This is a genomic window from Bartonella sp. P0282, assembly GCF_048452985.1.
GTDB classification, from domain to species: domain Bacteria; phylum Pseudomonadota; class Alphaproteobacteria; order Rhizobiales; family Rhizobiaceae; genus Bartonella; species Bartonella choladocola.
The window spans coordinates 515,612-537,521 of the sequence record NZ_WTFO01000002.1 but is presented as its reverse complement, the minus strand read 5'-3'; the positions used below and the strand labels follow the sequence as shown (position 1 = coordinate 537,521).

General features: G+C 45.5%; 22 protein-coding genes. 10 read left to right on the top strand and 12 right to left on the bottom strand.

Translation table 11 applies throughout. From position 1 onward, the window contains the following. Nucleotides 1–29 precede the first annotated feature (29 nt). Nucleotides 30–1,511 carry an Asp-tRNA(Asn)/Glu-tRNA(Gln) amidotransferase subunit GatA gene (gene gatA / locus GQS64_RS07685; protein ID WP_198231171.1) on the top strand — a complete coding sequence of 494 codons (1,482 nt, stop codon included), beginning with the start codon at nt 30–32 and terminating at the stop codon, nt 1,509–1,511. Between the two features lie 566 nt (nt 1,512–2,077). On the opposite strand, the gene GQS64_RS07680 is transcribed toward gatA, so the two are convergent. From GQS64_RS07680 to GQS64_RS07655, 6 genes are all read right to left on the bottom strand, one after another. Further along, complete coding sequence (locus GQS64_RS07680; protein WP_198231170.1) at nt 2,078–2,788, bottom strand: ABC transporter ATP-binding protein; 711 nt, start codon at nt 2,786–2,788, stop codon at nt 2,078–2,080. After that, nucleotides 2,775–3,557: an ABC transporter ATP-binding protein gene (locus tag GQS64_RS07675; RefSeq protein WP_077992342.1), complete on the bottom strand. Its 783-nt coding sequence runs from the start codon at nt 3,555–3,557 to the stop codon at nt 2,775–2,777. The genes GQS64_RS07680 and GQS64_RS07675 overlap by 14 nt, the downstream gene beginning before the upstream one ends. Continuing rightward, nucleotides 3,554–4,612 (bottom strand): branched-chain amino acid ABC transporter permease, encoded by a 1,059-nt coding sequence (locus tag GQS64_RS07670; protein WP_198231169.1) that lies wholly within the window; start codon nt 4,610–4,612, stop codon nt 3,554–3,556. The genes GQS64_RS07675 and GQS64_RS07670 overlap by 4 nt, the downstream gene beginning before the upstream one ends. Next, the gene (locus GQS64_RS07665) at nt 4,612–5,688 is read right to left on the bottom strand and encodes a branched-chain amino acid ABC transporter permease (RefSeq protein ID WP_077992338.1); all 1,077 of its coding nucleotides are present in this window, start codon (nt 5,686–5,688) and stop codon (nt 4,612–4,614) included. Before GQS64_RS07665 ends, GQS64_RS07670 begins: the two co-directional genes overlap by 1 nt. 113 nt (nt 5,689–5,801) lie before the next feature. Beyond that, nucleotides 5,802–6,935, bottom strand: coding sequence for an ABC transporter substrate-binding protein (locus tag GQS64_RS07660; RefSeq protein WP_077992337.1), 1,134 nt, complete (start codon nt 6,933–6,935; stop codon nt 5,802–5,804). A gap of 124 nt (nt 6,936–7,059) precedes the next feature. After that, nucleotides 7,060–7,500, bottom strand: a complete 441-nt coding sequence (locus tag GQS64_RS07655) for a VOC family protein (RefSeq protein WP_198231168.1) — start codon at nt 7,498–7,500, stop codon at nt 7,060–7,062. Nucleotides 7,501–7,743: 243 nt separating this feature from the next. On the opposite strand from GQS64_RS07655, the gene GQS64_RS07650 reads away from it, so the two are divergent. The 5 genes from GQS64_RS07650 (at nt 7,744) to GQS64_RS07630 (ending at nt 10,949) form a co-directional block, all read left to right on the top strand. Beyond that, nucleotides 7,744–8,322: a cold-shock protein gene (locus tag GQS64_RS07650; RefSeq protein WP_198231167.1), complete on the top strand. Its 579-nt coding sequence runs from the start codon at nt 7,744–7,746 to the stop codon at nt 8,320–8,322. 136 nt (nt 8,323–8,458) lie between these two features. Beyond that, on the top strand, nt 8,459–8,938 hold the full coding sequence (locus GQS64_RS07645) for a DUF192 domain-containing protein (protein WP_198231166.1): 480 nt from the start codon (nt 8,459–8,461) through the stop codon (nt 8,936–8,938). Between the two features lie 26 nt (nt 8,939–8,964). Then, nucleotides 8,965–9,738: an alpha/beta fold hydrolase gene (locus tag GQS64_RS07640; protein ID WP_077994553.1), complete on the top strand. Its 774-nt coding sequence runs from the start codon at nt 8,965–8,967 to the stop codon at nt 9,736–9,738. A 55-nt stretch (nt 9,739–9,793) separates the two neighbouring features. Further along, complete coding sequence (gene cysE / locus GQS64_RS07635; RefSeq protein WP_198231165.1) at nt 9,794–10,603, top strand: serine O-acetyltransferase; 810 nt, start codon at nt 9,794–9,796, stop codon at nt 10,601–10,603. Nucleotides 10,604–10,736: 133 nt separating this feature from the next. Next, the gene (locus GQS64_RS07630; protein WP_077992331.1) at nt 10,737–10,949 is read left to right on the top strand and encodes a DUF3126 family protein; all 213 of its coding nucleotides are present in this window, start codon (nt 10,737–10,739) and stop codon (nt 10,947–10,949) included. A 98-nt stretch (nt 10,950–11,047) separates the two neighbouring features. On the opposite strand, the gene radC is transcribed toward GQS64_RS07630, so the two are convergent. Together radC and map are read right to left on the bottom strand one after the other, a co-directional pair. After that, nucleotides 11,048–11,821, bottom strand: coding sequence for a RadC family protein (gene radC / locus GQS64_RS07625; protein ID WP_198231164.1), 774 nt, complete (start codon nt 11,819–11,821; stop codon nt 11,048–11,050). Nucleotides 11,822–11,836: 15 nt separating this feature from the next. After that, the gene (gene map / locus GQS64_RS07620; RefSeq protein ID WP_077994547.1) at nt 11,837–12,667 is read right to left on the bottom strand and encodes a type I methionyl aminopeptidase; all 831 of its coding nucleotides are present in this window, start codon (nt 12,665–12,667) and stop codon (nt 11,837–11,839) included. A gap of 1,000 nt (nt 12,668–13,667) precedes the next feature. Between map and GQS64_RS07615 the strand changes: the two genes are divergently transcribed. The 4 genes from GQS64_RS07615 (at nt 13,668) to ttcA (ending at nt 17,361) form a co-directional block, all read left to right on the top strand. Beyond that, a complete protein-coding gene (locus tag GQS64_RS07615; protein WP_198231163.1) occupies nt 13,668–14,498 on the top strand; it encodes an RNA methyltransferase in 831 nt (276 codons plus the stop codon). Continuing rightward, nucleotides 14,491–15,294 (top strand): glutamate racemase, encoded by an 804-nt coding sequence (gene murI, locus GQS64_RS07610; RefSeq protein WP_198231162.1) that lies wholly within the window; start codon nt 14,491–14,493, stop codon nt 15,292–15,294. The genes GQS64_RS07615 and murI overlap by 8 nt, the downstream gene beginning before the upstream one ends. Nucleotides 15,295–15,825: 531 nt before the next feature. Next, nucleotides 15,826–16,443: a 30S ribosomal protein S4 gene (gene rpsD, locus GQS64_RS07605; protein WP_077992327.1), complete on the top strand. Its 618-nt coding sequence runs from the start codon at nt 15,826–15,828 to the stop codon at nt 16,441–16,443. A gap of 84 nt (nt 16,444–16,527) precedes the next feature. After that, entirely contained in the window at nt 16,528–17,361 is an 834-nt protein-coding gene (gene ttcA / locus GQS64_RS07600; protein ID WP_077992326.1) for a tRNA 2-thiocytidine(32) synthetase TtcA, read from the top strand. Between the two features lie 213 nt (nt 17,362–17,574). Here ttcA and GQS64_RS07595 read toward each other — a convergent pair whose 3' ends face one another. The 4 genes from GQS64_RS07595 to purL all read right to left on the bottom strand — a co-directional run bounded on the left by GQS64_RS07595 (nt 17,575) and on the right by purL (nt 21,876). Next, nucleotides 17,575–18,855: a multidrug effflux MFS transporter gene (locus GQS64_RS07595; protein WP_198231161.1), complete on the bottom strand. Its 1,281-nt coding sequence runs from the start codon at nt 18,853–18,855 to the stop codon at nt 17,575–17,577. 72 nt (nt 18,856–18,927) lie between these two features. Next, a complete protein-coding gene (grxD, locus tag GQS64_RS07590; RefSeq protein WP_077992322.1) occupies nt 18,928–19,260 on the bottom strand; it encodes a Grx4 family monothiol glutaredoxin in 333 nt (110 codons plus the stop codon). A 98-nt stretch (nt 19,261–19,358) separates the two neighbouring features. After that, nucleotides 19,359–19,604, bottom strand: coding sequence for a BolA/IbaG family iron-sulfur metabolism protein (locus tag GQS64_RS07585; RefSeq protein ID WP_077992321.1), 246 nt, complete (start codon nt 19,602–19,604; stop codon nt 19,359–19,361). A 64-nt stretch (nt 19,605–19,668) separates the two neighbouring features. Further along, nucleotides 19,669–21,876 carry a phosphoribosylformylglycinamidine synthase subunit PurL gene (gene purL, locus GQS64_RS07580; RefSeq protein ID WP_198231160.1) on the bottom strand — a complete coding sequence of 736 codons (2,208 nt, stop codon included), beginning with the start codon at nt 21,874–21,876 and terminating at the stop codon, nt 19,669–19,671. Between the last annotated feature and the right edge of the window lie 34 nt (nt 21,877–21,910).

Below are 21,910 nucleotides of genomic sequence, written 5' to 3'. Positions count from 1 at the left end.
CAATTTGAATATTTATTTTGAGGCATGATATGACCGATTTGACGAAGCTGACAATTGCCGAGGCTCGTGACGCGCTCAAAAAGGGTGACTTCAAGGCAACAGAACTAACTGACGCATATATTCATGCCATTGAAGCAGCCAATCCTGCTATTAACGCCTATGTTGCCGTGACGGCAGACCATGCGCGAAAAATGGCAAAAGCGTCTGATGAACGAATTTCGCAAAAAAAAGCGGGCGCACTTGAAGGTATTCCACTCGGCGTGAAAGACCTTTATGCAACTTATGACATCCACACCCAGGCGTGTTCTCATATCCTTGATAACTTCAAACCGAAATACGAGTCGACTGTAACAAGCAATCTCTGGGCTGACGGTGCAGTTATGCTCGGAAAACTGAATATGGACGAATTTGCTATGGGTTCGTCCAATGAAACATCTTACTATGGTCCCGTCATCAATCCGTGGCGTGCTGAAGGTTCGGATGAAAAATTGGTGCCCGGCGGCTCTTCGGGCGGGTCGGCTGCTGCTGTTGCTGCCCATTTGTGCGCTGGTGCAACCGCCACCGATACAGGCGGTTCAATCCGTCAACCTGCTGCATTTACCGGCACTGTCGGAATTAAGCCTACCTATGGACGTTGTTCGCGCTGGGGAATCATCGCTTTTGCCTCTTCGCTCGATCAGGCCGGTCCCATTGGCCGCGACGTACGTGATTGCGCTATTTTATTGAAATCCATGGCTTCCTTCGACGAGAAAGATTCAACTTCCGCCGACATGCCTGTTCCCGACTATGAAGCATCTATCGGCAAATCGGTTAAGGGCATGAAAATCGGTATTCCAAAGGAGTATCGTGTTGACGGTATGTCGGAAGAAATAATGGCGCTTTGGCAAAAAGGTATTGATTGGTTGAAAGAAGCTGGAGCTGAAATCGTCAATATTTCTCTCCCTCACACGAAATATGCATTGCCTGCCTATTATATTGTTGCGCCTGCCGAAGCTTCGTCGAACCTTGCACGTTATGACGGTGTGCGTTACGGCCTTAGAGTTCCAGGCAAAGACATTATCGAAATGTATGAGAATACACGTTCGGAAGGTTTCGGGCACGAAGTCAAACGGCGTATTCTCATTGGCACTTATGTGTTGTCGGCCGGTTATTACGATGCCTATTATCTTAAGGCTCAAAAGGTTCGCACACTTATCAAACAGGATTTTGACAAGTGCTTTGAAGCAGGTGTTGACGCCATTTTAACTCCGGCGACACCAACTGCCGCGTTCGGAATTGCCGACAAAAAATTGAAAAACGATCCTGTAGCCATGTATCTCAATGATATTTTCACCGTTACAGTGAATATGGCGGGTCTCCCCGGAATTTCATTACCTGCCGGTTTATCAAAGAATGGTTTACCGCTAGGCTTGCAGCTCATTGGCAAGCCATTCGGCGAGGAACAATTGTTCCAGACCGCCAATATTATCGAGCAGGCGGCAGGCAAGTTTTCTCCGCAAAAATGGTGGTAAGGGTTTAACGCCATTTTTCGGTAACGGCCAAACTCTAAAATCTATTCAACACGGCAAAATTTTTGCCGTGTTTTTTATTTAAGAAAAACGCAATAACAGAATGAAATCGTCAATTAGGCATTTGAAGTTTGAATGGTATTCGACATTGCAAATGGCGGCGGGAGGGTGTGGCGATAAAGAATTAGAAATTTATATAATATTCAATAATTACAATAAAATACGATAAAAAGTTCAATTACAACATAAATGTTTTGCGCTTGCTATTATCGGGAACTGTGAACAATTTTGAGGTTATCAAGGAAGCGGGTTAAAAAGGAAGTAATGTAGACTCATCGCTTTCGTTGAACTTTGAAGTTTTCTCAATGTTTTTTAACCGCTCCAAACGTGCCGAGCTTTAAATTCAGCTATCCATACACAGTAAAAATATACGAAATTCAATATTTTTTCCCGACAGGATAATGCAAATGGGTAAGGATAAAAAGCCGATTGGAATGTCTTAGAAAACACGGAAAATTACTCCGTCTATTGAATGATTGCGAAATTCACCCGATGAATGGAAAGGTTTATTATCCGCCGAGATATGCTGCTTTGACACGTGGGTCTTTGAGCATTGTCTTGCCTTCTCCTTCGAGAATAATCTTACCGACTTCCAGAATATAGGCATAATTGGCAATTGATAACGCTGCGAACGCATTTTGTTCGATAAGCAGAACCGTTTTGCCCATTTCGTTTATTTTCCGGATAATTGAAAAGATCTCCTGAACAAGAATCGGTGCCAATCCCAGAGATGGTTCATCAAGCATAACGAGTTCTGGATTACTCATAAGCGCCCGTCCGACTGCGAGCATTTGCTGCTCGCCACCCGACATCGTGCCACCCAATTGTTTCGACCGTTCGCTAAGTCTTGGAAAAAGATCGAAAATCCATTCAATATCCCGCTTGATCCCTTCTTTATCGTTGCGAATATAAGCACCGAGTTCGAGGTTCTCCAAAACGGTCAGATGCGGCATGATACGACGCCCCTCAGGGCTTAACGCAATTCCTTTTTTCAGGATTTCTTCAGGCTGCTTTCCGAGGATATTCTCACTTTTATAAAGAATCTCGCCGGTTACCGATTTATTCAAACCCGCGATAGAGCGAACCGTACTGCTTTTTCCTGCACCATTTGCGCCGATAAGTGTAACAATCGAGCCTTCTTTGATCGACATGGACAAGCCTTGCACGGCTTTGATTGCACCATAATTGACACGAAGGTCATTAATCTCAAGAATGTTCATGAATTTCTCCGCCAAGATAGGCTTCGATGACTTTTGGATTGTTACGGATGTCTTCAGGTGTGCCGTTTGCAATCAGTGCACCATATTCCAGTACCCAGATATGGTTACATAATCCCATAACGACCCGCATATCATGTTCGATGAGCAGAATGGTCAGTCCGAATTCTTCCCGTATCCGTGAAATGAATAGGCGCAGTTCCTCACTTTCCTGAGGGTTCATGCCGGCGGCCGGTTCATCAAGAAGCAGTAATTCCGGTTCGGTTGCCAAAGCGCGGGCAATTTCAAGGCGGCGTTGAGCGCCGTAGGGGAGTGCCGTTGCCGGCTGATCTGCGAGATCTGCAAGGTGCACACGATCCAGAAGTTCAAGAGCTTGTTCACGAATTTTCTTTTCTTCCCTTACCGCTGAGGGGATGAAAAGGGCACTCGCAAACCACGGACTTTTTTGACGCACATGTGCGCCAACCATGACATTTTGTAAAACGCTCAATCCTGTAAACAAGCGAATGTTTTGAAAGGTACGGGCGATGTGGCGTTTGCAAACAATATTGGGGTGTAGACCCGATACTTTTTTGCCGTCAAAAGATATTGTACCGCTTGTCGGGGTATAAAATCCGGAAATCATGTTGAAAACAGTTGTTTTACCGGCACCGTTGGGACCAATGAGACCGGCGATTGTGCCCCGTTCAATAGCGATATTGATGTCATTGACAGCAGTCAATCCGCCAAAGCGCATTGTGACATGGTCGAGTTTCAATATTGTGTCGCTCATGACCGGTCTCCGCTCTTGGCTTCAGAACCTTTCTTGAAAAAATGGTAAATACCGTTCCAGGAAAATTCACGTGTTCCAAGCAAACCGCTTCTCCAAAACAGGATTATGCCCATCAGCAATATCGAAAAAATAACCATTCTCAGTCCCGGAATTCCGGGAATATGAATGAAACCGAAATCGATTGGCTGCTCGACGATACGTAACCATTCCAACATGACAGTGATGATAACACTACCAATAATGCTTCCGGTAATCGAACCAAGACCACCGGCAACGACAATCATCAAAATATTGAACGTCAAAAGGAAGTTGAACATTTTGGGATCGATTGTCGAAATGAGTGCTGCCGTCAGTGCGCCGCCGACACCGGCAAAAAAAGCGCCGATTGTGAATGACAATGTACGGTAGAAAAAGGTGTTGACGCCCATAGTTTTAGCTGCAATCTCGTCATCGCGAATGGCGCAAAGTGCATTTCCGGTATTGCTTTTTAGAAGCAGCACAATAAAGACGACAGTAAAGGCAAGCCAACCATAGTTCCACCACAAATTGGCATATTGCGGTATTCCTTTAATGCCGAGCGAACCATTTGTAATAGGTGTGGCATTGGTAATGACGACGCGTATAATTTCGGCAAATCCAAGCGTTGCAATGCCGAGATAATCTCCGCCAAGCCGCAAAACAGGAAGCGCAATGACAAGGCCTAGGAGTGCCGCGCAAATACCCCCCAAAACAACCGCAAAGAAAAATGGAACCTGCAAATGTTGCAAGGGTTCAAACATCGGCTGTAAAATCCACATCATCTGCTTTTGTTCGGGTGAAAGCAGTAATATGGCGCAAACATAGGCTCCTATGGCCATGAAACCGGCATGGCCCAAAGAAAACATTCCAGTAAAGCCATAAATAAGATTGAGCGATACCGCCAGAATGGCATTGATTGCGATAAGATTTAGAATGCGCACAGTATAAGCATCAAAGTGGTTCTGGGCATAAAACAGAAACGCTACGAGGCATAGAATAGAAATCAGGGATAGAATGATTTGCGAGGATTTCGACATCAGATTTTTTCCTCACTTTTCTTGCCCATGAGTCCTGTTGGCATAACAAGCAGAATCATGATGAGCATGATAAAAGCAAATGCATCACGATACCCTGACAGCGACGGGAAAAATGCAATAATCATGATTTCTATGAAGCCCAGAAGTAGGCCGCCAAGCATTGCCCCTTCAACCGAACCGATACCTCCGATAACGGCTGCAATAAACGCCTTAAGTCCCGGTATTACTCCCATATAAGGATTAATTTGCGGGTAACGTAACGCCCACATAATACCGGCGATTGCAGCCAGAGCCGATCCTAAACCGAATGTGAAAGCAATGATCTTGTCCACAGAAACGCCCATTAAACGCGTGGTTTCGATGTCGCGTGAAATTGCGCGCATGGCCAGACCGGGTTTTGTTTTGTTGATAATCCATAACAGAAGAACAACGAGCAATAGTGAAACAATGGGCACGATGAGCGCCATTGGCACAATACGAATAATCCCTTGAGCACCTTCACCAAAATGCCATTGAATAGGCGTGACAAGCAATTCGGGCTGTTTGACGCTTTTTGGCACGCCTGTGAACAATACAGTTGCGAGATTTTCTATAAGAAATGACATACCGATTGCACTTATAAGCGCGGAAATACGTGGTGCATCCCGCAACGGCCGATAGGCTATACGGTCAACTGCAATGCCGCCGGCACTGGTAACGAATACCGCAAAACAAACGGCAAGTAACCAGACCGGCGTAAAATCGCGCGGACTTACAAAAGCATAATAGGCAAGAGCCAGAACAAGAATAATAAAGAGCGCTGCCCAATAGGGCTTTATGCGTGTTTTAAAGCCGATGAAGACCGAATAATAAACCAGAATTGCCAGAATAACGAGCAACACAGCTGCCCATGCGGGCATGAAACTGATTGTCGAGAAAAAAACAAAATACGCACCCAACATAAAAATATCGCCATGGGCGAAATTGATAAGCCGCAAGATGCCGTAAACCATTGTGTACCCAATGGCTATCAATCCATAAAGTGCCCCTAGCGCCAAAGCATTAAAGAAATGTTGAATGAACATTTCTGTAGTCATGTTTTAGCCTTCCTGATATTGCAACCGGTTTCGTCGAGAAGCACATATACAACGTAAATTCATCCGGTCGAGTTTTATTCGACCGGATCAATCATTTAATTGTGTTTATCCCCTTATAAAGCGGGTTTAACTTCACCGAGATATTCACGCTTTCCATTCTTGATCTCGATAACACCGATCGGAATTTCAGGATTATGATTATTGTCCATAGTCATCGCACCGAATGGCGTCTCGAAATCTTTCAGTTTTGCAAGTTCTGCTGTGATCGCCTCACGGTCACCGCTTCCGGCTTTTTCAATCGCTTGCATAAACATCATATAGGCAGTGTAGCCAAGAACCGCATTCACGTTCGGTTCTTTGTTAGGATAAGTTGCTTTCCATTCTTGGGTAAATTGGGCCGCAGCTTTCGGCATATTCGGCATACTTGCGTCATAGGGAAAAGTGGTATGCAGAAAACCTTCGGAAGCACTTCCACCGATTGTAACGGTTTCCGGATTATCCATTGCGTCGCCGCCCATAATGCGGAATGTTGCACCAAGTTCACGTGCCTGCTTCAGAATGATGGCACCTTCTGCAAAATAGGCAGGAATAAAAAGAACGTCCGGTTGTTCAGCGATAATCTGGGTGAGTGCGGCGGAAAAATCCTGATCTCCCGAATTATAATTGAGGTTTGCTACGACTTCACCACCAAGTTTTTTGAACGAGCTATCGAAAAAATTGGCAAGGCCGATTGCATAGTCGTTTGAAACATCTTTCAAAATCGCTGCTTTTTTTGCGTGAAGCGTGTTGAATGCATATGTTGCAGCTCCGGCTCCCTGATAGGGATCGATAAAACATGCGCGAAAATAGTATTTTTTGCCTTGGGTCACCAAAGGATTGGTTGCCGAAGTTGCGATTGCAGGTGTTTTTGCCGGTTCCGAAACTTCGCCGCCGGCGAGCGCCAACGATGAACCGTAAGTACCGATAATCCCGTTGACTTTGTCGGAAGCAGTGAGTCGCATGACAGCATTTGCAGCTTCGACTTTATCCGATTTGTTATCGACGACGACCAGCTCGACCTTGTGTCCCAGAACTTCGGGTTTGATTTTGTTGGCAAGTTGAACGCCTTCAAGCTCCAATTGCCCACCGAAAGCGTTTTGCCCTGTTAGCGGAAGGAATACCCCGATTTTAATGGGGTCTTCGGCGAATGCACTGAAATTCAGTGCTGTGGCAGCAATTGCTGCTGCAATCAATTGCTTGAAAGCCATGGTAATCGATCCCTCTTTTTTGTTTTAATAAAATATTGTAATAAAACTTCATAATATGAACCGGCTGACAGCACAAGTTCCATACCCGAAATTAGATTTATTGTTCATGGTTCAAAGTCATTTGTCACCATGTTCCAGTATTTTCCATTGAAACCCAAGGCTCTTCAGGACTTAGTTTTTCACCCTTTTGCAAGAGTTCGATAGAAATACCGTCAGGCGACTTTATAAAGGCCATATGCCCGTCACGTGGTGGACGATTGATAACGATGCCTTTTGCGGCCAAATTTTTGCAAGTTTCATAAATATTATCAACCTCATAGGCCAAGTGACCGAAATTGCGTCCGCCGGTATAGTCTTCTTTGTCCCAATTATATGTCAATTCAAGTTCCGGCGAATGGACGGATTGTGCGGCTTTGACATCGTCGGGAGCTGCGAGATAAATGAGGGTAAAACGGCCTTTTTCATTCTCTATGCGGCGGGTTTCCTTGAGGCCGAATACGCTACAATAGAAGTTGAGTGACTGTTCAAGGTCTTTAACACGAACCATAGTGTGCAAATATCGCATTTTTTCTCGCTTTCTTGTTTTGTCAGGTTTTTAAAAATCTAACGTCTTTTGTACGGGATGTGAATATGACGATCGGCTTTAAAATTGTCGGTGAAAAAACAAAAAAATGATTTATCGTCGTTGAACGTCCACAATTTGGGGAAATCTTGTTGTCGGGGCTTGCGTCACAATGAGTGAGCAATATTTACTGGGGTTCAAGAGAATCATTCGTGATTAATTGGTATTGACAGGACTGTAGGAATTATGGCGAGCGATGAAATGTTGGAAGGATTCCTTCCGTCTCAAGATAGTTCTGAAACAGCAGCAACAGATGTTGTCGAGATTAGCGGCACCATCAAATGGTTCGATGTAAGCAAGGGATATGGTTTCATCGTGCCGGATATTGCCGGTGTTCCGGATATCCTTCTCCATGTGACAGTTATGAGGCGCGACGGCTTTCATACCGCACTCGAAGGAGCGCGGATTGTTTGCATGGTCAAAAAAGGTGAACGTGGATTACAATGCATTCAAGTGAAGTCGATCGACCTTTCGACCGCCGTCCATCCTTCGGAACTGCCGGCTCGTACACATGTTGTTGTGACACCGGAAAGCGGCTTGGAACGGGCAATTGTCAAATGGTTCAACCGTGAAAAAGGGTTCGGCTTCCTCACCCGCGGTGAAGGAACAGAAGACATTTTTATTCATATGGAAACTCTGCGTCGTTTCGGTCTGGCAGAATTGCGTCCGGGGCAGGTTGTGCTTGTTCGCTACGGGCGGGGTGAAAAGGGCTTGATGGCAGCGGAAATCCACCCTGATATTGCAGTACCTTTTCCCACCCATTAAAATCTTTGTTTCCGATATTGATGAATAATTGATGAATAATTGCCGGAGACGTCCGGTTTTTATCGGCTCCGGCTTCATTAGGGAAATTACTGGCTTTGTTAAGGAAATTCCGGCTTTTGTTAAGGAAAACTTTGTCATGAAAGCTTTGTTTGCCGGACTGTTATTTCTGATGTCGGCCATGGTGGGCCGTGCTTATTGTGAAGAACCGATGCGACTACCGGTCGATGCTACGCAATTGGTTATCATCACAGCAACCGGAAAAGTATCTTATGATGTCGAGGTTGCCAAAACGCCCGAACAAAATGAAGCAGGCTTGATGTACAGAACGGATTTACCGTCCGATCGCGCCATGTTGTTTGTTTTTCCGGAGAAACAAATTGTAACAATGTGGATGGCAAACACGCCTTTGCCACTCGACATGATATTTCTTGACGATAGAGGTGTGATCGTATCCATTACCGAAAATACGATACCTTACTCAACAAAAATTGTGTCGTCACATGTGTTTGCCAAGTTTACAATCGAAGTGAATGCAGGTGAAGTTCAAAAAAACAGGATCAAAATTGGCGATAGGGTATTTCATCCTGCAATATGCGGTGCATGTAAAGTAGATTAACGTGGTGGATGCAAAGTGAATTAGAAATGAGTGCAGAGGACGTTCAATATTTCAATCATGACGGGTTCAAACTCGCCTATCGGGAAGAAGGTACGGGTGACCCGATCTTGCTGATCCACGGTTTTGCATCTTCTTCCTATGTGAATTGGTATGCACCAGGCTGGTTTCGTGTCTTGAATGATGCCGGTTACCGGGTGATTGCCATTGATAATCGCGGCCATGGTTTTTCGGATAAAAGTCATGATCCGGCAGTCTATACGCCTCAGGCAATGGCTGGCGATGCGGCTGCACTTCTCGACCATCTGGGGATTAAAAAAGCGCAGGTGATGGGCTATTCCATGGGGGCGAGAATCACAGCCTACATGGCAATGCTCTATCCGGATTATGTTAATAGTGGCATATTTGGCGGGCTTGGTATCGGTATGGTAACGGGCGCCGGAAACTGGGAGCCTGTCGCTGAAGCACTGCTTGCAGAAGATGTCGCAAAAATTACCAATAAGCGCGGTTTGATGTTCCGGACATTTGCCGACCGAACAAAAAGCGACCGCAAGGCACTTGCAGCATGTGTTATTACGTCAAAACAGGAATTGACAGCAGCCGAAGTCCATTCGATAAAACAACCGGTTTTGGTAGCAGTGGGTACGCTTGACGAAATATCCGGTGAAGCCGAGCCGCTCGTTGCACTATTGCCGCACGGAGAGGCACTCAATATCCCCAATCGCGATCATATGTTGGCGGTTGGTGATCCGGTGTATAAAAAAGGTGTTATCAACTTTCTGGCAAAACATCCGATTGCCTGATGAAGAAAGACAGGAAGGCAAACAGCATTGCCTGAAATAGAAAAGAGGGACTATATTGCCTTGTTGTAAGCAAAAGGGCGAAGCTATCGACCCGCTCGTGCTATTCGAGACCATCAAACAGGAAGCAAGAGCTGCTATCGAGCAGGATCCGGCTCTTGTGCAGTTGTTTCAAAGCGCAATTCTAAACCATAAAAACCTGTCGGAAATGATAGCAGGGCGCATTGCCGCACGGCTATGGACACGCGAGTTGAATGAAGAAAATCTTTACGAGATATTTGTCGAACAGACCGACAAAATAGATCATCTGGAAGAGATTGTTTCATCCGATATTTCAGCGGTATTCCACCGCGATCCGGCGTGTAACCGGTTTATGGAACCGGTACTTTATCTCAAAGGTTTTCTGTCAATCGAAGCACACCGTTTTGCCCATACTTTATGGGAAACAGGCAGAAAAGACCTCGCATTATTCCTGCAGGGGCGCTCATCATGCGTATTCCAGACAGATATTCACCCCGCAGCACGTATCGGGCGCGGTATCTTTCTTGACCACGCGACGGGTCTCGTCGTTGGAGAAACAGCAGTGGTCGGCGATAATGTTTCGATATTACAGGATGTTACCTTGGGTGGAACCGGTAAAGAATCGGGTGATCGCCATCCGAAAGTCGGTCACGGCGTACTGATCGGGGCGGGTGCGAAAGTGCTTGGCAATATCACAATAGGGGATTGTGCAAAGATCGCGTCATGTTCTGTTGTTCTTAAGCCGGTCGAGGCCTATAGTACTGTTGCCGGTGTCCCTGCAAAAGTTGTTGGAAAGATAGAGGATCGTGAGCCGGCGTTAAGCATGGATCAATTGATTAACGATTAAACATGGATCAATTGATTAACGATTAAAATTGAAAGCAATTAATGAATAAAATTGAAGGCCAATATCTTTACGGACGTTTGGCTGTGCCTTATCTGGCATTTTTGTTTAACCGGAGCAATTTTAGGAGAACGCTGTGAAGCCTGACGAAATCAAGAAACTTGATGGCTACTTTAAGCGCAAATTTCAAAATCCATCACTGCAAGTGAAGCCGAGACCGCGCAAGGATGATTCATGCGAAGTTTATCTTGATGATGAATTTCTCGGTGTCATTTATCGCGATGAAGACGAAGGGGAATTGTCGTATAATTTCTCGATGGCTATTCTTGATATTGACCTCGACGAATAGTCGCAACCATTGAAATCGGAACTTTGTTTTTGAGTTTGAAAGGCCGCCGATGATTGCGGCTTTTTCCGTTTTATCGGAGTTCTTGTTTTTCTGATTTTTCAGAGCAATTTTTGTGCCCGAAAGCTCGTATAACCATTGCGGGCGATAATAATATGATCGTGGACGGTTATGCCCAACGCATTCGCCACATCCTTAACCATATGCGTCATTGAAATATCCTCGCGTGAAGGGGAAGGATCACCAGAGGGATGGTTGTGAACAAGAATAAGCGCAGACGCTGATAGTTGCAAAGCCCGCTTGACAACCTCGCGCGGATAAACAGGCGTATGATCGACCGTACCTATCTGCTGGATTTCATCAGCTATCAATCCATTTTTCTTATCGAGGAATAGAACCCTGAACTGTTCGCGTGTCTCATGTGCCAAAGCTGCCTTGCAATAAGCAAGCACTTTGTCCCAGGACGAAAATATATCGCGTTTTCTCAATTCCGCGCGGTTTACCCGCTCACTTATGCCTGAAAGAATCTTGAGATCACGCGCAACAGCCCGACCACATCCGGGAACTTCTTGCAGAAGATTGATGTCGGCACCGAGTACATCGGCAAGACTGCCAAAACGGTTAAGCAAGGCCTTTGCCAAGGGCTTTGTATCAGCCCTCGGAATTGACCGGAACAATAATAATTCAAGATATTCGTAATCGGGAAATCCCACGCCGTTTGTTTCAAAATAACGTTCCCGAAGTCTTTCCCGATGGCCTTTATTTTCGTTATTGGCGGTTTCTTTTGGCGATTTTTCTTTGTCTGGCGTAACTCCTGATAGCAACATATCTATCATGTTTTCGGCAAATATATTTTTGTCGGGAGTTTTAGCCATAACAGGAACACCGGTTTATGCCTTGGTTACGGGTACGTAAAATGTATTATTCCGCGAAAGAGTAAAAATTTCGCAACCATCTTTTGTAACGGCCATTGTGTGTTCGTATTGAGCTGATAGAGACCGGTCACGTGTCACAGCAGTCCAACCGTCATTGAGGATTTTCACACCCGATTTTCCCAAGTTTATCATCGGTTCGATTGTGAACATCATTCCTTCACGTAGTTCCGGTCCTTCACCGGGATTTCCGTAGTGAAGAATATTCGGCGCGTCATGAAATATAAGCCCTACACCATGACCGCAAAAATCGCGGACAACAGAACAACGTTCGGATTCAGCATAGCGTTGGATGGCAGCGCCAATATCACCAACCGTTGCTCCGGGTTTAACCGCAGCAATACCACGCATGAGTGATTCGTGTGTAACCTCAAGCAAGCGTTCGGATGCTCTTTTCAATGCCCCGACAGGATACATCCGGCTGGTGTCGCCGTGCCAACCGTCTTTGATAAATGTAACATCGACATTGACAATATCACCTTCATGAAGCTGTTTATTGTCCGGAATACCATGGCAAACGACATGATTGATCGACGTGCAGCAGGATTTGCTGTAGCCGCGATAGTTCAAGTCTGCCGGTAATGCGTCGCGGTCGGCACCGAAGGCAAAAACAAAATCGTCAATTTCCTGAGTCGTTATGCCAGGCTTGATTATATCGACGAGTGCATCAAGACATTCGGCAGCAATACGACCGATTTTGCGCATTCCGACAAAAGCTTCTTCATCATAAATGCGAATTTGTCCGGTATATTTTATAGGTGAATTTTTGTAATTGACGTAACTAACCATTTGCCTAACTATTTCTATCTTTTTATATTGGCCGCACTTCAAGCAACTTGAAGTGCCAAGTGCATCCTGAACGATGTCTGCGTGTTCAACTCCATCTTTCGCATGTAACGGAAACAACCATTCCGGTTCCCGCACAAGATGAAAGCAACTCATGATCTTAACACTGAATCGTAATAAGCATAGCTGTTGATTGCAGCGATTGCACGTTATTTATCGGAAGGAATTGTGCCCTTTTGTACAGATAACGCGTTTTTGACCTGAACAGTCGGCATTTTTCCGTTGAAAGGTCACAACGAAACGCGCAGTGAAATCACGCGCTATAGCTTGGGTAAAAAATAGAATTTGATAAAAATATTTTTGAAAATTTATCCATGGAAATAAACAAGGAAGGCAGCATCATCAATGTCTAGTAGCAAAATGGAATGTGGGTGACTGAATTTTTGTAATAATATTTCTGGTTATGTTTCTGGACGTGTAACACATTACCCATAAATAAATTGGTAAATGTTGCTATAAACATAATATAACGTTTTATTACGAATAAGTTTTTCTATGAAAACAGGTTTCATGTTCAATAAAAATTGGCTAAACAGTTAAAATAGTATTTAATGTTCATGACATAAAAAGTTTTTATACTGAAGATATTGACACTGTGCAGTTCAAGGCAGTGGATAAAATCGAAACAGCGGAAAATGTAATTTGGAAGTAAAGAAAAGAGTTAAAGTGCTGCCAGAACATCACTAATTGTCATATTTGCACAAAAAACCATGACCGTCGTTATGATTGCCATTGCCATAAGAGTAAGCGTGGTTTTGAACTCTATATTCATTTGGTAAACCCCTCTGCAACAGATATTACGCAATCTATATCAATGGCAAAGATGACCGCATTTAGGCATGAAAAAGGCATTTTATGGTTCTTTTCAAGATTACAGTTAATGATTGGTTGAGGTTCCTTGAAAGCTGCATTAAAAGGCATCAAAACCGAAGAAGTGAATGAAATGGCCGGAACTGATAGAAAAAGAGAAAATATGACGGGGGGACCCGTTATTGTGTTGGTTGAACCACAATTGCCTGAAAACATCGGTATGGTGGCGCGTGCAATGGCAAATTTCGGTCTTTCCGAATTGCGGCTCGTTCATCCGCGTGAAGAATTTCCGAACGATAAAGCCATAGCAACTGCAAGTAAGGCCGATCACATAATTAACGGAGCGCTTGTCTTTGATACTTTGCGGGAAGCGATTTCGGATATAAATTATGTGTTTGCGACCACTGCCCGTGAACGGGGCGGCTTCAAACCGGTAAAAAGTGCGGTTGAAGCAGCAAATGTTTTGAGGATGAAAGAAACAGCGGGTGAACGGACAGCCATACTTTTCGGTCGCGAAAGATGGGGTTTGAATAATGAGGAAATCAGTTTGTCTGACGAAATTGTGACATTCCCTGTCAATCCGGCATTTGCCTCTCTTAATATCGCACAGGCTGTTTTGTTGATGTCTTACGAATGGATGAAATCGGGTCTGGAAAAACAAACCGATACTGCTTTTCGTAATGAGGAAATGGAGCCGGCACATAAGGCGACTCTTTATGGGTTGTTCGACCAGTTGGAAGAAGCTTTGGATATTCGCGGGTATTTCCGTCCTAAGGAACGGAAGGAAATCATGGTAGAAAATTTACGGTCTGTTCTGACACGGGCAGCTTTCAGCGAACCGGAAATTCGCCTGTTGCGTGGCGTTGTGGCATCTCTCGACCATTTTTCGCCCAAATTGCCACGTGGGGCAGGTGCACCGGATCATCGCAAACGTTCAAAGGACAATAGTAATCAAAATGAGTGAACGGCCTATACTGTTTTTTGACAGTGGTATCGGCGGGCTTACCGTATTACGCGAAACACGTATTTTTATTCCCGATCGCAAATTCATTTATATCGCGGATGATGCGGCATTTCCCTATGGTGGCTGGGAAGAAAACGCACTGAAATCGCATATTATCGAACTCTTTCAAAAGCTGCTGAATGCCTACAATCCGGTTCTTTGTATTGTCGCGTGCAATACAGCTTCGACATTGGTGTTGAAAGATTTGCGCCGCGCTCATCCAAATGTTCCTTTTATCGGCACAGTGCCGGCAATTAAACCGGCGGCGGAGCAGACACGTTCGGGTCTGATTTCGGTTTTGGCAACGCCTGGAACAGTCAAACGCGCTTATACACATGAGCTTGTTTCATCTTTTGCGTCAAAATGTCATGTCAGACTGGTAGGGAGTGCGAAACTTGCAGGTTTTGCAGAGGATTACCTTAGAAGAAAACCGGTTGATCGTGCTTCTTTAAAAGCCGAGATAGCCCCCTGTTTTGTAGAAAAAGACGGACATCATACAGATATTGTTGTGCTCGCCTGTACGCACTATCCCTTCCTCGTCAATTTGTTCCGGAAAACCGCCGCATGGCCGGTCGACTGGATTGATCCGGCAGAAGCAGTAGCCAAGCGTGCTTTATCTTTGCTACCGAACGCCGAAGAAGTCCAGCCACTCACCGAACATCTGGATCTTGCCCATTTTACTTCCGGCAGAACCGATTACGCGACAAACAGATTGCTTCATGGCTTCGGTTTGCGTTTGACGCCGTTAAATATGTAAATAAAATTCAAGCTCTAAAGCAGATTGAAAAGAAGCGTCATAGAGGAAAAACGGTTATGATTTATCTGTTAGGTCGTTTTCCCGTCCGATTTTTATATGAATCCGGTGAAGCACTGTGATGGTGGCTTGGCAATGCCTTTTTTCCACCTTCATGTCGTTCCTAATTTATAAACATGCTATGATGGTTATAAAACCTGAATGAGAACGCATTCCGTCAAGGCAAAAGGTGCTTCAATTGAAGTCACCAGAACAGTGCGTGCGTGAAGCGTTTCGGCATGTTTTGAAAATCTTGAAGAGACAGGCTTTCCTTGACGCGAAAAAGAACGTGTTCACTTGACTCCTGCGGTCAATTTCACTAAAGAACCACACAAGTTTTTTCAGTAATGAAAAAGCGATCACTGACGTGTCCCGTGGACATTTGCGCAAAGCGTGCGCGATCTGTCCTGTCAGTCCATAAATTTTATGGGCAGAGGAGGGCGCGTTTCCCTGAGGCAATTTTATTGCCTTGTTATCCAGTTTTAAGGAAATGCGATGAGCAAGCGCGAAACTACGAAATATAAAATCGACCGCCGTATGGGCGAAAACATTTGGGGCCGCCCGAAATCACCCGTCAACCGTCGTGAATACGGTCCTGGACAGCATGGTCAACGCCGCAAAGGCAAACTTTCGGATTTTGGTACCCAATTGCGCGCCAAACAGAAACTTAAAGGTTTCTATGGCGATATTTCGGAAAAACAATTCCACCGTATTTATGAAGAAGCCGGCCGTCGTCGTGGTGATACCGGCGAAAATCTGATCGGTCTTCTCGAATCACGTCTTGACGCTATTGTTTATCGCGCAAAATTCGTTCCTACGATTTTTGCAGCACGTCAATTCATCAACCATGGTCATGTGAATGTGAATGGTCGTCGTACAAACATTCAATCCTACCGTTGCAAACCCGGTGATGTGATTGAAGTTCGCGAAAAGTCGAAGCAATTGGCACTTGTTCTTGAAGCAACCCAGTTGCCGGAGCGTGATGTTCCCGATTATATCGAAGCAGATCACACCAAGATGAAGGCAACTTACACACGTATTCCGGCCTTTGCCGACGTTCCTTATGCTGTTCAGATGGAACCGAATCTGGTTGTCGAATTTTATTCACGTTAATCGTGAGATTATTTATTCTGTTCAAGCAGGGAGCCTTCTGGCTCCCTGTTTTCGTTTTAAGGCATATTGTTGAAGGAAGGTGAAATGATCGGGCAGACTGATATTGATGAAGCGGCTGATGGTTGCCATCCCTTATTTCGCGATGCGCCTTCGACAGTGGAATTCAATAAATTGAGAAAACGTCTATTACGCCATATGCGTCAAGCATTGGACGATTTTTCAATGGTTAAACCGGGGCAAAAATGGCTTGTAGCCTTGTCGGGTGGTAAGGATTCCTATGGTTTGCTTGCTCTTCTTCTGGATTTGAAGTGGCGTGGTTTATTGCCGGTGGATCTTTTGGCGTGCAATCTCGATCAGGGTCAGCCCGGATTTCCGAAGAATATTTTGCCGGATTTTCTGAAACATTATGAAATTCCTTTCCGGATTGAATATCAGGACACTTATTCGATCGTTACGGAAAAACTCGATAATACGCAAACCTATTGCTCTCTCTGTTCCAGATTGCGGCGGGGTAATCTCTACCGGATCGCACGGGAAGAGGGGTGTTCGGCTCTCGTCCTTGGACATCATCGTGACGATGTATTGGAAACATTTTTCATGAATTTTTTCCATGGCGGGCGTTTGGCTGCCATGCCGGGCAAGCTTGTTAATGACGAGGGCGATATGTTGGTTTTGCGGCCACTTGTCTATGCAGCAGAAGAAGATCTTGCCAAATTCGCTGAAGCTATGAAGTTTCCGATTATTCCGTGTAACCTGTGTGGCAGTCAGGACGGCCTCCAGCGGAATGCAATGAAAAATATGCTGAATGACATCGAGAAAAAAATGCCGGGTCGTAAAGATACGATGATACGTGCGTTGACCAATGTACGTCCAAGCCATTTGTTGGATAACAAGCTTTTCGATTTTGGTTCGATTTGAACAAAATTCATTGAAGCATAAGACAATTTCATTGAACTTTATTGAACCCGCCGAAGATCGATAGGTTGACTCGGTGTCGTCCGGTGCGTGAAAATCTTTTAAGCCCGCTTGAACTATAAGCTTTGTCGCGCTTGCGGTCATAGATTGTGCCTGATGTCGGAAATCGCGTTCAATCCATCAATATCACGCGTTTCAACCCAAGAATATGCGGGGTTAGTCTTTTTCCGTGTTTATAACGCTCACATGGGAAGCATGAGTGTGTCTCGAAAACAGCTTTCCCTTTTCCGCAATGAGAATGAGCATAATCGCTCCGCATGAAAGCACAAAATATCCTCCTGCAACCGGCACGGTTGTTCCGTTGAATCTTTGTGCAATGATAAAGCCCAGTCCGGCGCCGATGATCGTCTGTAAAAAACCGAACACCGAAGAAGCAGTTCCGGCTACTTTACCGAGCGGCTCCATAGCAAGCGAATTGAAATTCGCACCAAGCCCGCCGAAAGAAAACATAATAATAATGAGCAACAGCATGAAATAAATGAACGGTGTCGAGCCGCCGGAATAAACCGAACCGATAAACCACACAAAAGACGTTACGCAGAACATGAGCAACAGAGTATGCGAAATTTTGCGCATTCCGAACCGTCCCACGAATAACGAGTTCAAAAATGACGATAGTGCCTGAAATGCTGCGACAAGTGCAAACGCAGCCGGAAACCAGACGCCTAAATGATATATGCCGTCATAAATCTGCTGCGACGTATTGAGTGTGCAGAAAAGGCCACCGAGAACCAGCGAAAACGCCAATGTGTAGCAGAGCGATATACGGTTGGACAAGACCATCCAAAGGCTTTGCCCGACAGAGGAGAAAGTCAAAGGCCGCTGTTCAAATAGTGTTTCGGGTAAACGGAAATAGACCCACAGAACGATAGCCAATCCGGCGATTGCCATAAATAGAAAGATGAATTGCCAATGGCCAAGAACCATAATGGCTTGCCCAACGGCAGGAGCCAAAACCGGCACAACCATGAACACCATCATCACAATTGACATGACTTCGGCCATTTGACGCCCGCCATAAACATCGCGCACGATTGAAACTGTCAGGACACGCGTCGCAGCCGCACCAATTCCTTGAATGGCACGCAAAATCAATAGCCACGCGAAACTTGGAGCAAAAGCACATGCCGCAGATGAAAGCGAATAAAATATCAATCCGGCCATGATAGGCTTGCGGCGGCCAAAATGGTCACTGATTGGACCGAACACCAATTGTGATAATCCGAAGCCGACTAGATATGAAAAGATAATATAATGTTGGTCATTTTGACCCGACATACGAAGACTATGGGACATATCGCTCATGGCGGGCAACATGATGTCAATGGCGATTGCATTCGTTGCCATGAGTGTCGCAATCATGACAATGAATTCTTTATAGCCAAGGCTGGCTTTTATTGCATCTATGTGCTGTTGTTCGCTCGACTGGTGTGACATAAGTTCCCCATAACAAAAGTGCCGATCATAAGACCGGCACAATGATAAAAATGCAATAGTCCAAATGTGATTTCATGCAGTTTTAACAGCAATGCCTTTCTCTTCAAGCAAATTTTGCAATTCACCATTCTGGAACATCTCGCGGACAATGTCGCAACCACCGACAAATTCACCCTTGACATAAAGTTGCGGTATAGTCGGCCAATTGGAATATTCTTTAATTGCCTGACGCAATTCGTCCGATGTCAGAACGTTGACTCCCTTATAATCAAGCCCAAGGTAATCCAGAATCTGTACAACTTGTCCGGAAAAACCACACTGTGGGAAACCAGGTGTACCTTTCATAAAAAGCACAATATCGTTAGATTTGACTTCGTTATCAATAAAATCGCGGGCAGCTGTCATTTCAATTCCTTCCGTCTAAGCCTTGAAAGGCTATCGATAAATCCAGTTATATGTATGGTCAAAGAGAAGGCGACACAAGCCCCCATATCGGGATGCTTTTAATCGCGCCCATCGGTCGGCACACTGGTTTGCAACGCCAGCGCATGAAGAACGCCGCCCATATTGCCTTTCAAAGCGTTATAGACCATCTGGTGTTGTTCTACACGGTTTTTGCCACGAAAGCTTTCAGCGACAACTTCGGCTGCATAATGTTCGCCATCACCGGCGAGATCGCGGATTGTCACTTTGGCATCGGGAATGCCATCACGAATGAGTTTTTCAATCTCGTGTGCGTCCATTGCCATAATGCGTCTCCTCTGTTTTCAGGCGGCCAGAATAGCACAAGCCGGGTTACTAATCGACGTTTTGTTATTTATTTTCCATAAAATCCGGAAACCAGCTTTCATAAGCATTTTCAAGGTCTTTTGCAGATAATTCGATATGCTCTTGGACAACAAGTTTGTCGCCAACCACTGTTCCCAATTCGGTCAATTCCACGCCCGAATCTTTTGCCTGCTGTTTTAATTGGTCGAGTTTCTCACTGTTAACAGCAATCAGATAACGTGCCTGATCTTCACCGAAAAGTTCGGCATGTGCGGGCGTTTTGCCAGTCAGTTTTATTTTTACCCCGCGACCGGATTTGATGACCATTTCCGCCAGAGCAATTGCCAAGCCCCCGTCGGAAAGATCATGACAGGCAGCGACTTCATTATTTTCAATCAATTTCCGTACAAAGTTGCCATTCTTTTTTTCTTCTGCAAGATCAACCGGAGGAGGGGTTCCTTCTGCCTTCCCCAGAATGTCACGCAAATAAATTGACTGGCCGAGGTGGGAGCCGCAACGCCCGACGAGCAGGATAATATCATCATCCTTCATCCCGTCGATTCTTGCCATTTTATGCCAGTCAGCAATAAGTCCGACACCGGCCATCGTTGGCGTCGGTAAAATTCCTTCGCCATTGGTTTCGTTATAAAGCGAGACATTTCCCGAAACGATCGGGAATTGCAATGCTTTACAAGCCTCGCCAATGCCTTTGATAGCATAAACAAGCTGTCCCATAATTTCAGGCTTTTCCGGATTACCGAAATTCAGATTATCGCTACAAGCAAGCGGCTTGGCACCGGTTGCACAAAGATTGCGCCAACATTCGGCTACAGCCTGTTTGCCACCTTCAAATGGATCTGCCTGACAATATCTCGGTGTGACATCCGAGGTAAAGGCAAGTGCTTTGCGAGGATTGCCCTCGACACGGATAACCCCTGCATCGGCTCCCGGACGTACAAGACTGTTCCCCTGAATAAGGGTATCATATTGTTCATAGACCCAGCGCCTTGAACTTTGATCGGCGGAGCCGACAAGTTTCAGTAACGCTTCCTGAAGATCAACCTGTTTGATTTGTGCGAGCGAGACTGGCGAAGCTTCATGCGGCTTAACCCATGGACGATCATATTCCGGAGCTTCGTCACCCAATTCCTTGATCGGCAGGTTGGCAACCTCTTTTCCATGCTGGAGAACACGAAAACGTAAGTCGTCTGTTGTTTTCCCGACTATAGCAAAATCGAGACCCCATTTTTTGAAAATAGCAGAAGCTTCTTTTTCAAGCTCCGGTTTCAAAATCATCAGCATTCTTTCCTGACTTTCGGAAAGCATCATTTCATAAGCTGACATATTGGTTTCGCGAACCGGTACGCGGTCAAGATCAAGTTCGATGCCAAGATCGCCTTTTGCGCCCATTTCGACGGCAGAACAGGTAAGTCCTGCTGCACCCATATCCTGAATAGCAATGACTGCACCGGAAGCCATAAGTTCCAAACATGCTTCCAACAAGCATTTTTCGGTGAACGGATCACCGACCTGAACCGTTGGGCGTTTTTCACCTATCGTGTCATCAAATTCGGCCGATGCCATAGTGGCTCCGCCGACGCCATCACGACCGGTCTTGGCACCGAGATAAACAACAGGAAGCCCGACACCTTCGGCTTTCGAGTAGAAAAGCGCATTGGTTTTTGCAATTCCGGCAGCGAATGCATTAACCAGAATATTGCCATTATAGCTTTTATCAAAATTGACCTCTCCGCCAACGGTAGGCACGCCGAATGCGTTGCCGTAACCGCCAACACCGGAAACAACGCCGGAAACGAGATGTCTTGTGCGCGGATGATCGGGAGCACCGAAGCGAAGTGCATTCATTGCAGCAACCGGACGGGCTCCCATGGTGAATACGTCACGCAAAATGCCGCCAACGCCGGTTGCAGCGCCCTGATATGGTTCAATATAGGAGGGGTGATTATGGCTCTCCATTTTGAAAACAACGCACTCGCCGTCACCTATATCGACAACACCGGCATTTTCACCGGGGCCTTGAATCACACAATCACCTTCAGTGGGTAGGGTACGGAGCCATTTTTTGGAAGATTTATAAGAGCAATGTTCGTTCCACATTGCTGAAAAAATTCCAAGTTCCGTGAATGACGGTTCACGCCCGACAAGTTCGAGGATGCGCCCGTATTCGTCGGGTTTCAGCCCGTGAGCTGCAATAATTTCGGGTGTAATGGCAATGTCGTTTTTCACGCTCATTGAACGGCTCCATCAAACATATTTCGTTTCAATG

Coding starts and splice junctions, on each gene's coding strand:
- gatA (WP_198231171.1), top strand. CDS start 30: ATGACCGATTTGACGAAGCTGACAATTGCCGAGGCTCGTGACGCGCTC.
- GQS64_RS07615 (WP_198231163.1), top strand. CDS start 13,668: ATGGCCGGAACTGATAGAAAAAGAGAAAATATGACGGGGGGACCCGTT.
- GQS64_RS07650 (WP_198231167.1), top strand. CDS start 7,744: ATGGCGAGCGATGAAATGTTGGAAGGATTCCTTCCGTCTCAAGATAGT.
- map (WP_077994547.1), bottom strand. CDS start 12,667: ATGGTTAGTTACGTCAATTACAAAAATTCACCTATAAAATATACCGGA.
- GQS64_RS07665 (WP_077992338.1), bottom strand. CDS start 5,688: ATGACTACAGAAATGTTCATTCAACATTTCTTTAATGCTTTGGCGCTA.
- grxD (WP_077992322.1), bottom strand. CDS start 19,260: ATGACAGCTGCCCGCGATTTTATTGATAACGAAGTCAAATCTAACGAT.
- GQS64_RS07675 (WP_077992342.1), bottom strand. CDS start 3,557: ATGAGCGACACAATATTGAAACTCGACCATGTCACAATGCGCTTTGGC.
- purL (WP_198231160.1), bottom strand. CDS start 21,876: ATGAGCGTGAAAAACGACATTGCCATTACACCCGAAATTATTGCAGCT.
- murI (WP_198231162.1), top strand. CDS start 14,491: ATGAGTGAACGGCCTATACTGTTTTTTGACAGTGGTATCGGCGGGCTT.
- radC (WP_198231164.1), bottom strand. CDS start 11,821: ATGGCTAAAACTCCCGACAAAAATATATTTGCCGAAAACATGATAGAT.
- GQS64_RS07660 (WP_077992337.1), bottom strand. CDS start 6,935: ATGGCTTTCAAGCAATTGATTGCAGCAGCAATTGCTGCCACAGCACTG.
- ttcA (WP_077992326.1), top strand. CDS start 16,528: ATGATCGGGCAGACTGATATTGATGAAGCGGCTGATGGTTGCCATCCC.
- GQS64_RS07640 (WP_077994553.1), top strand. CDS start 8,965: ATGAGTGCAGAGGACGTTCAATATTTCAATCATGACGGGTTCAAACTC.
- GQS64_RS07680 (WP_198231170.1), bottom strand. CDS start 2,788: ATGAACATTCTTGAGATTAATGACCTTCGTGTCAATTATGGTGCAATC.
- GQS64_RS07595 (WP_198231161.1), bottom strand. CDS start 18,855: ATGTCACACCAGTCGAGCGAACAACAGCACATAGATGCAATAAAAGCC.
- GQS64_RS07670 (WP_198231169.1), bottom strand. CDS start 4,612: ATGTCGAAATCCTCGCAAATCATTCTATCCCTGATTTCTATTCTATGC.
- rpsD (WP_077992327.1), top strand. CDS start 15,826: ATGAGCAAGCGCGAAACTACGAAATATAAAATCGACCGCCGTATGGGC.
- GQS64_RS07655 (WP_198231168.1), bottom strand. CDS start 7,500: ATGCGATATTTGCACACTATGGTTCGTGTTAAAGACCTTGAACAGTCA.
- GQS64_RS07645 (WP_198231166.1), top strand. CDS start 8,459: ATGAAAGCTTTGTTTGCCGGACTGTTATTTCTGATGTCGGCCATGGTG.
- GQS64_RS07585 (WP_077992321.1), bottom strand. CDS start 19,604: ATGGCAATGGACGCACACGAGATTGAAAAACTCATTCGTGATGGCATT.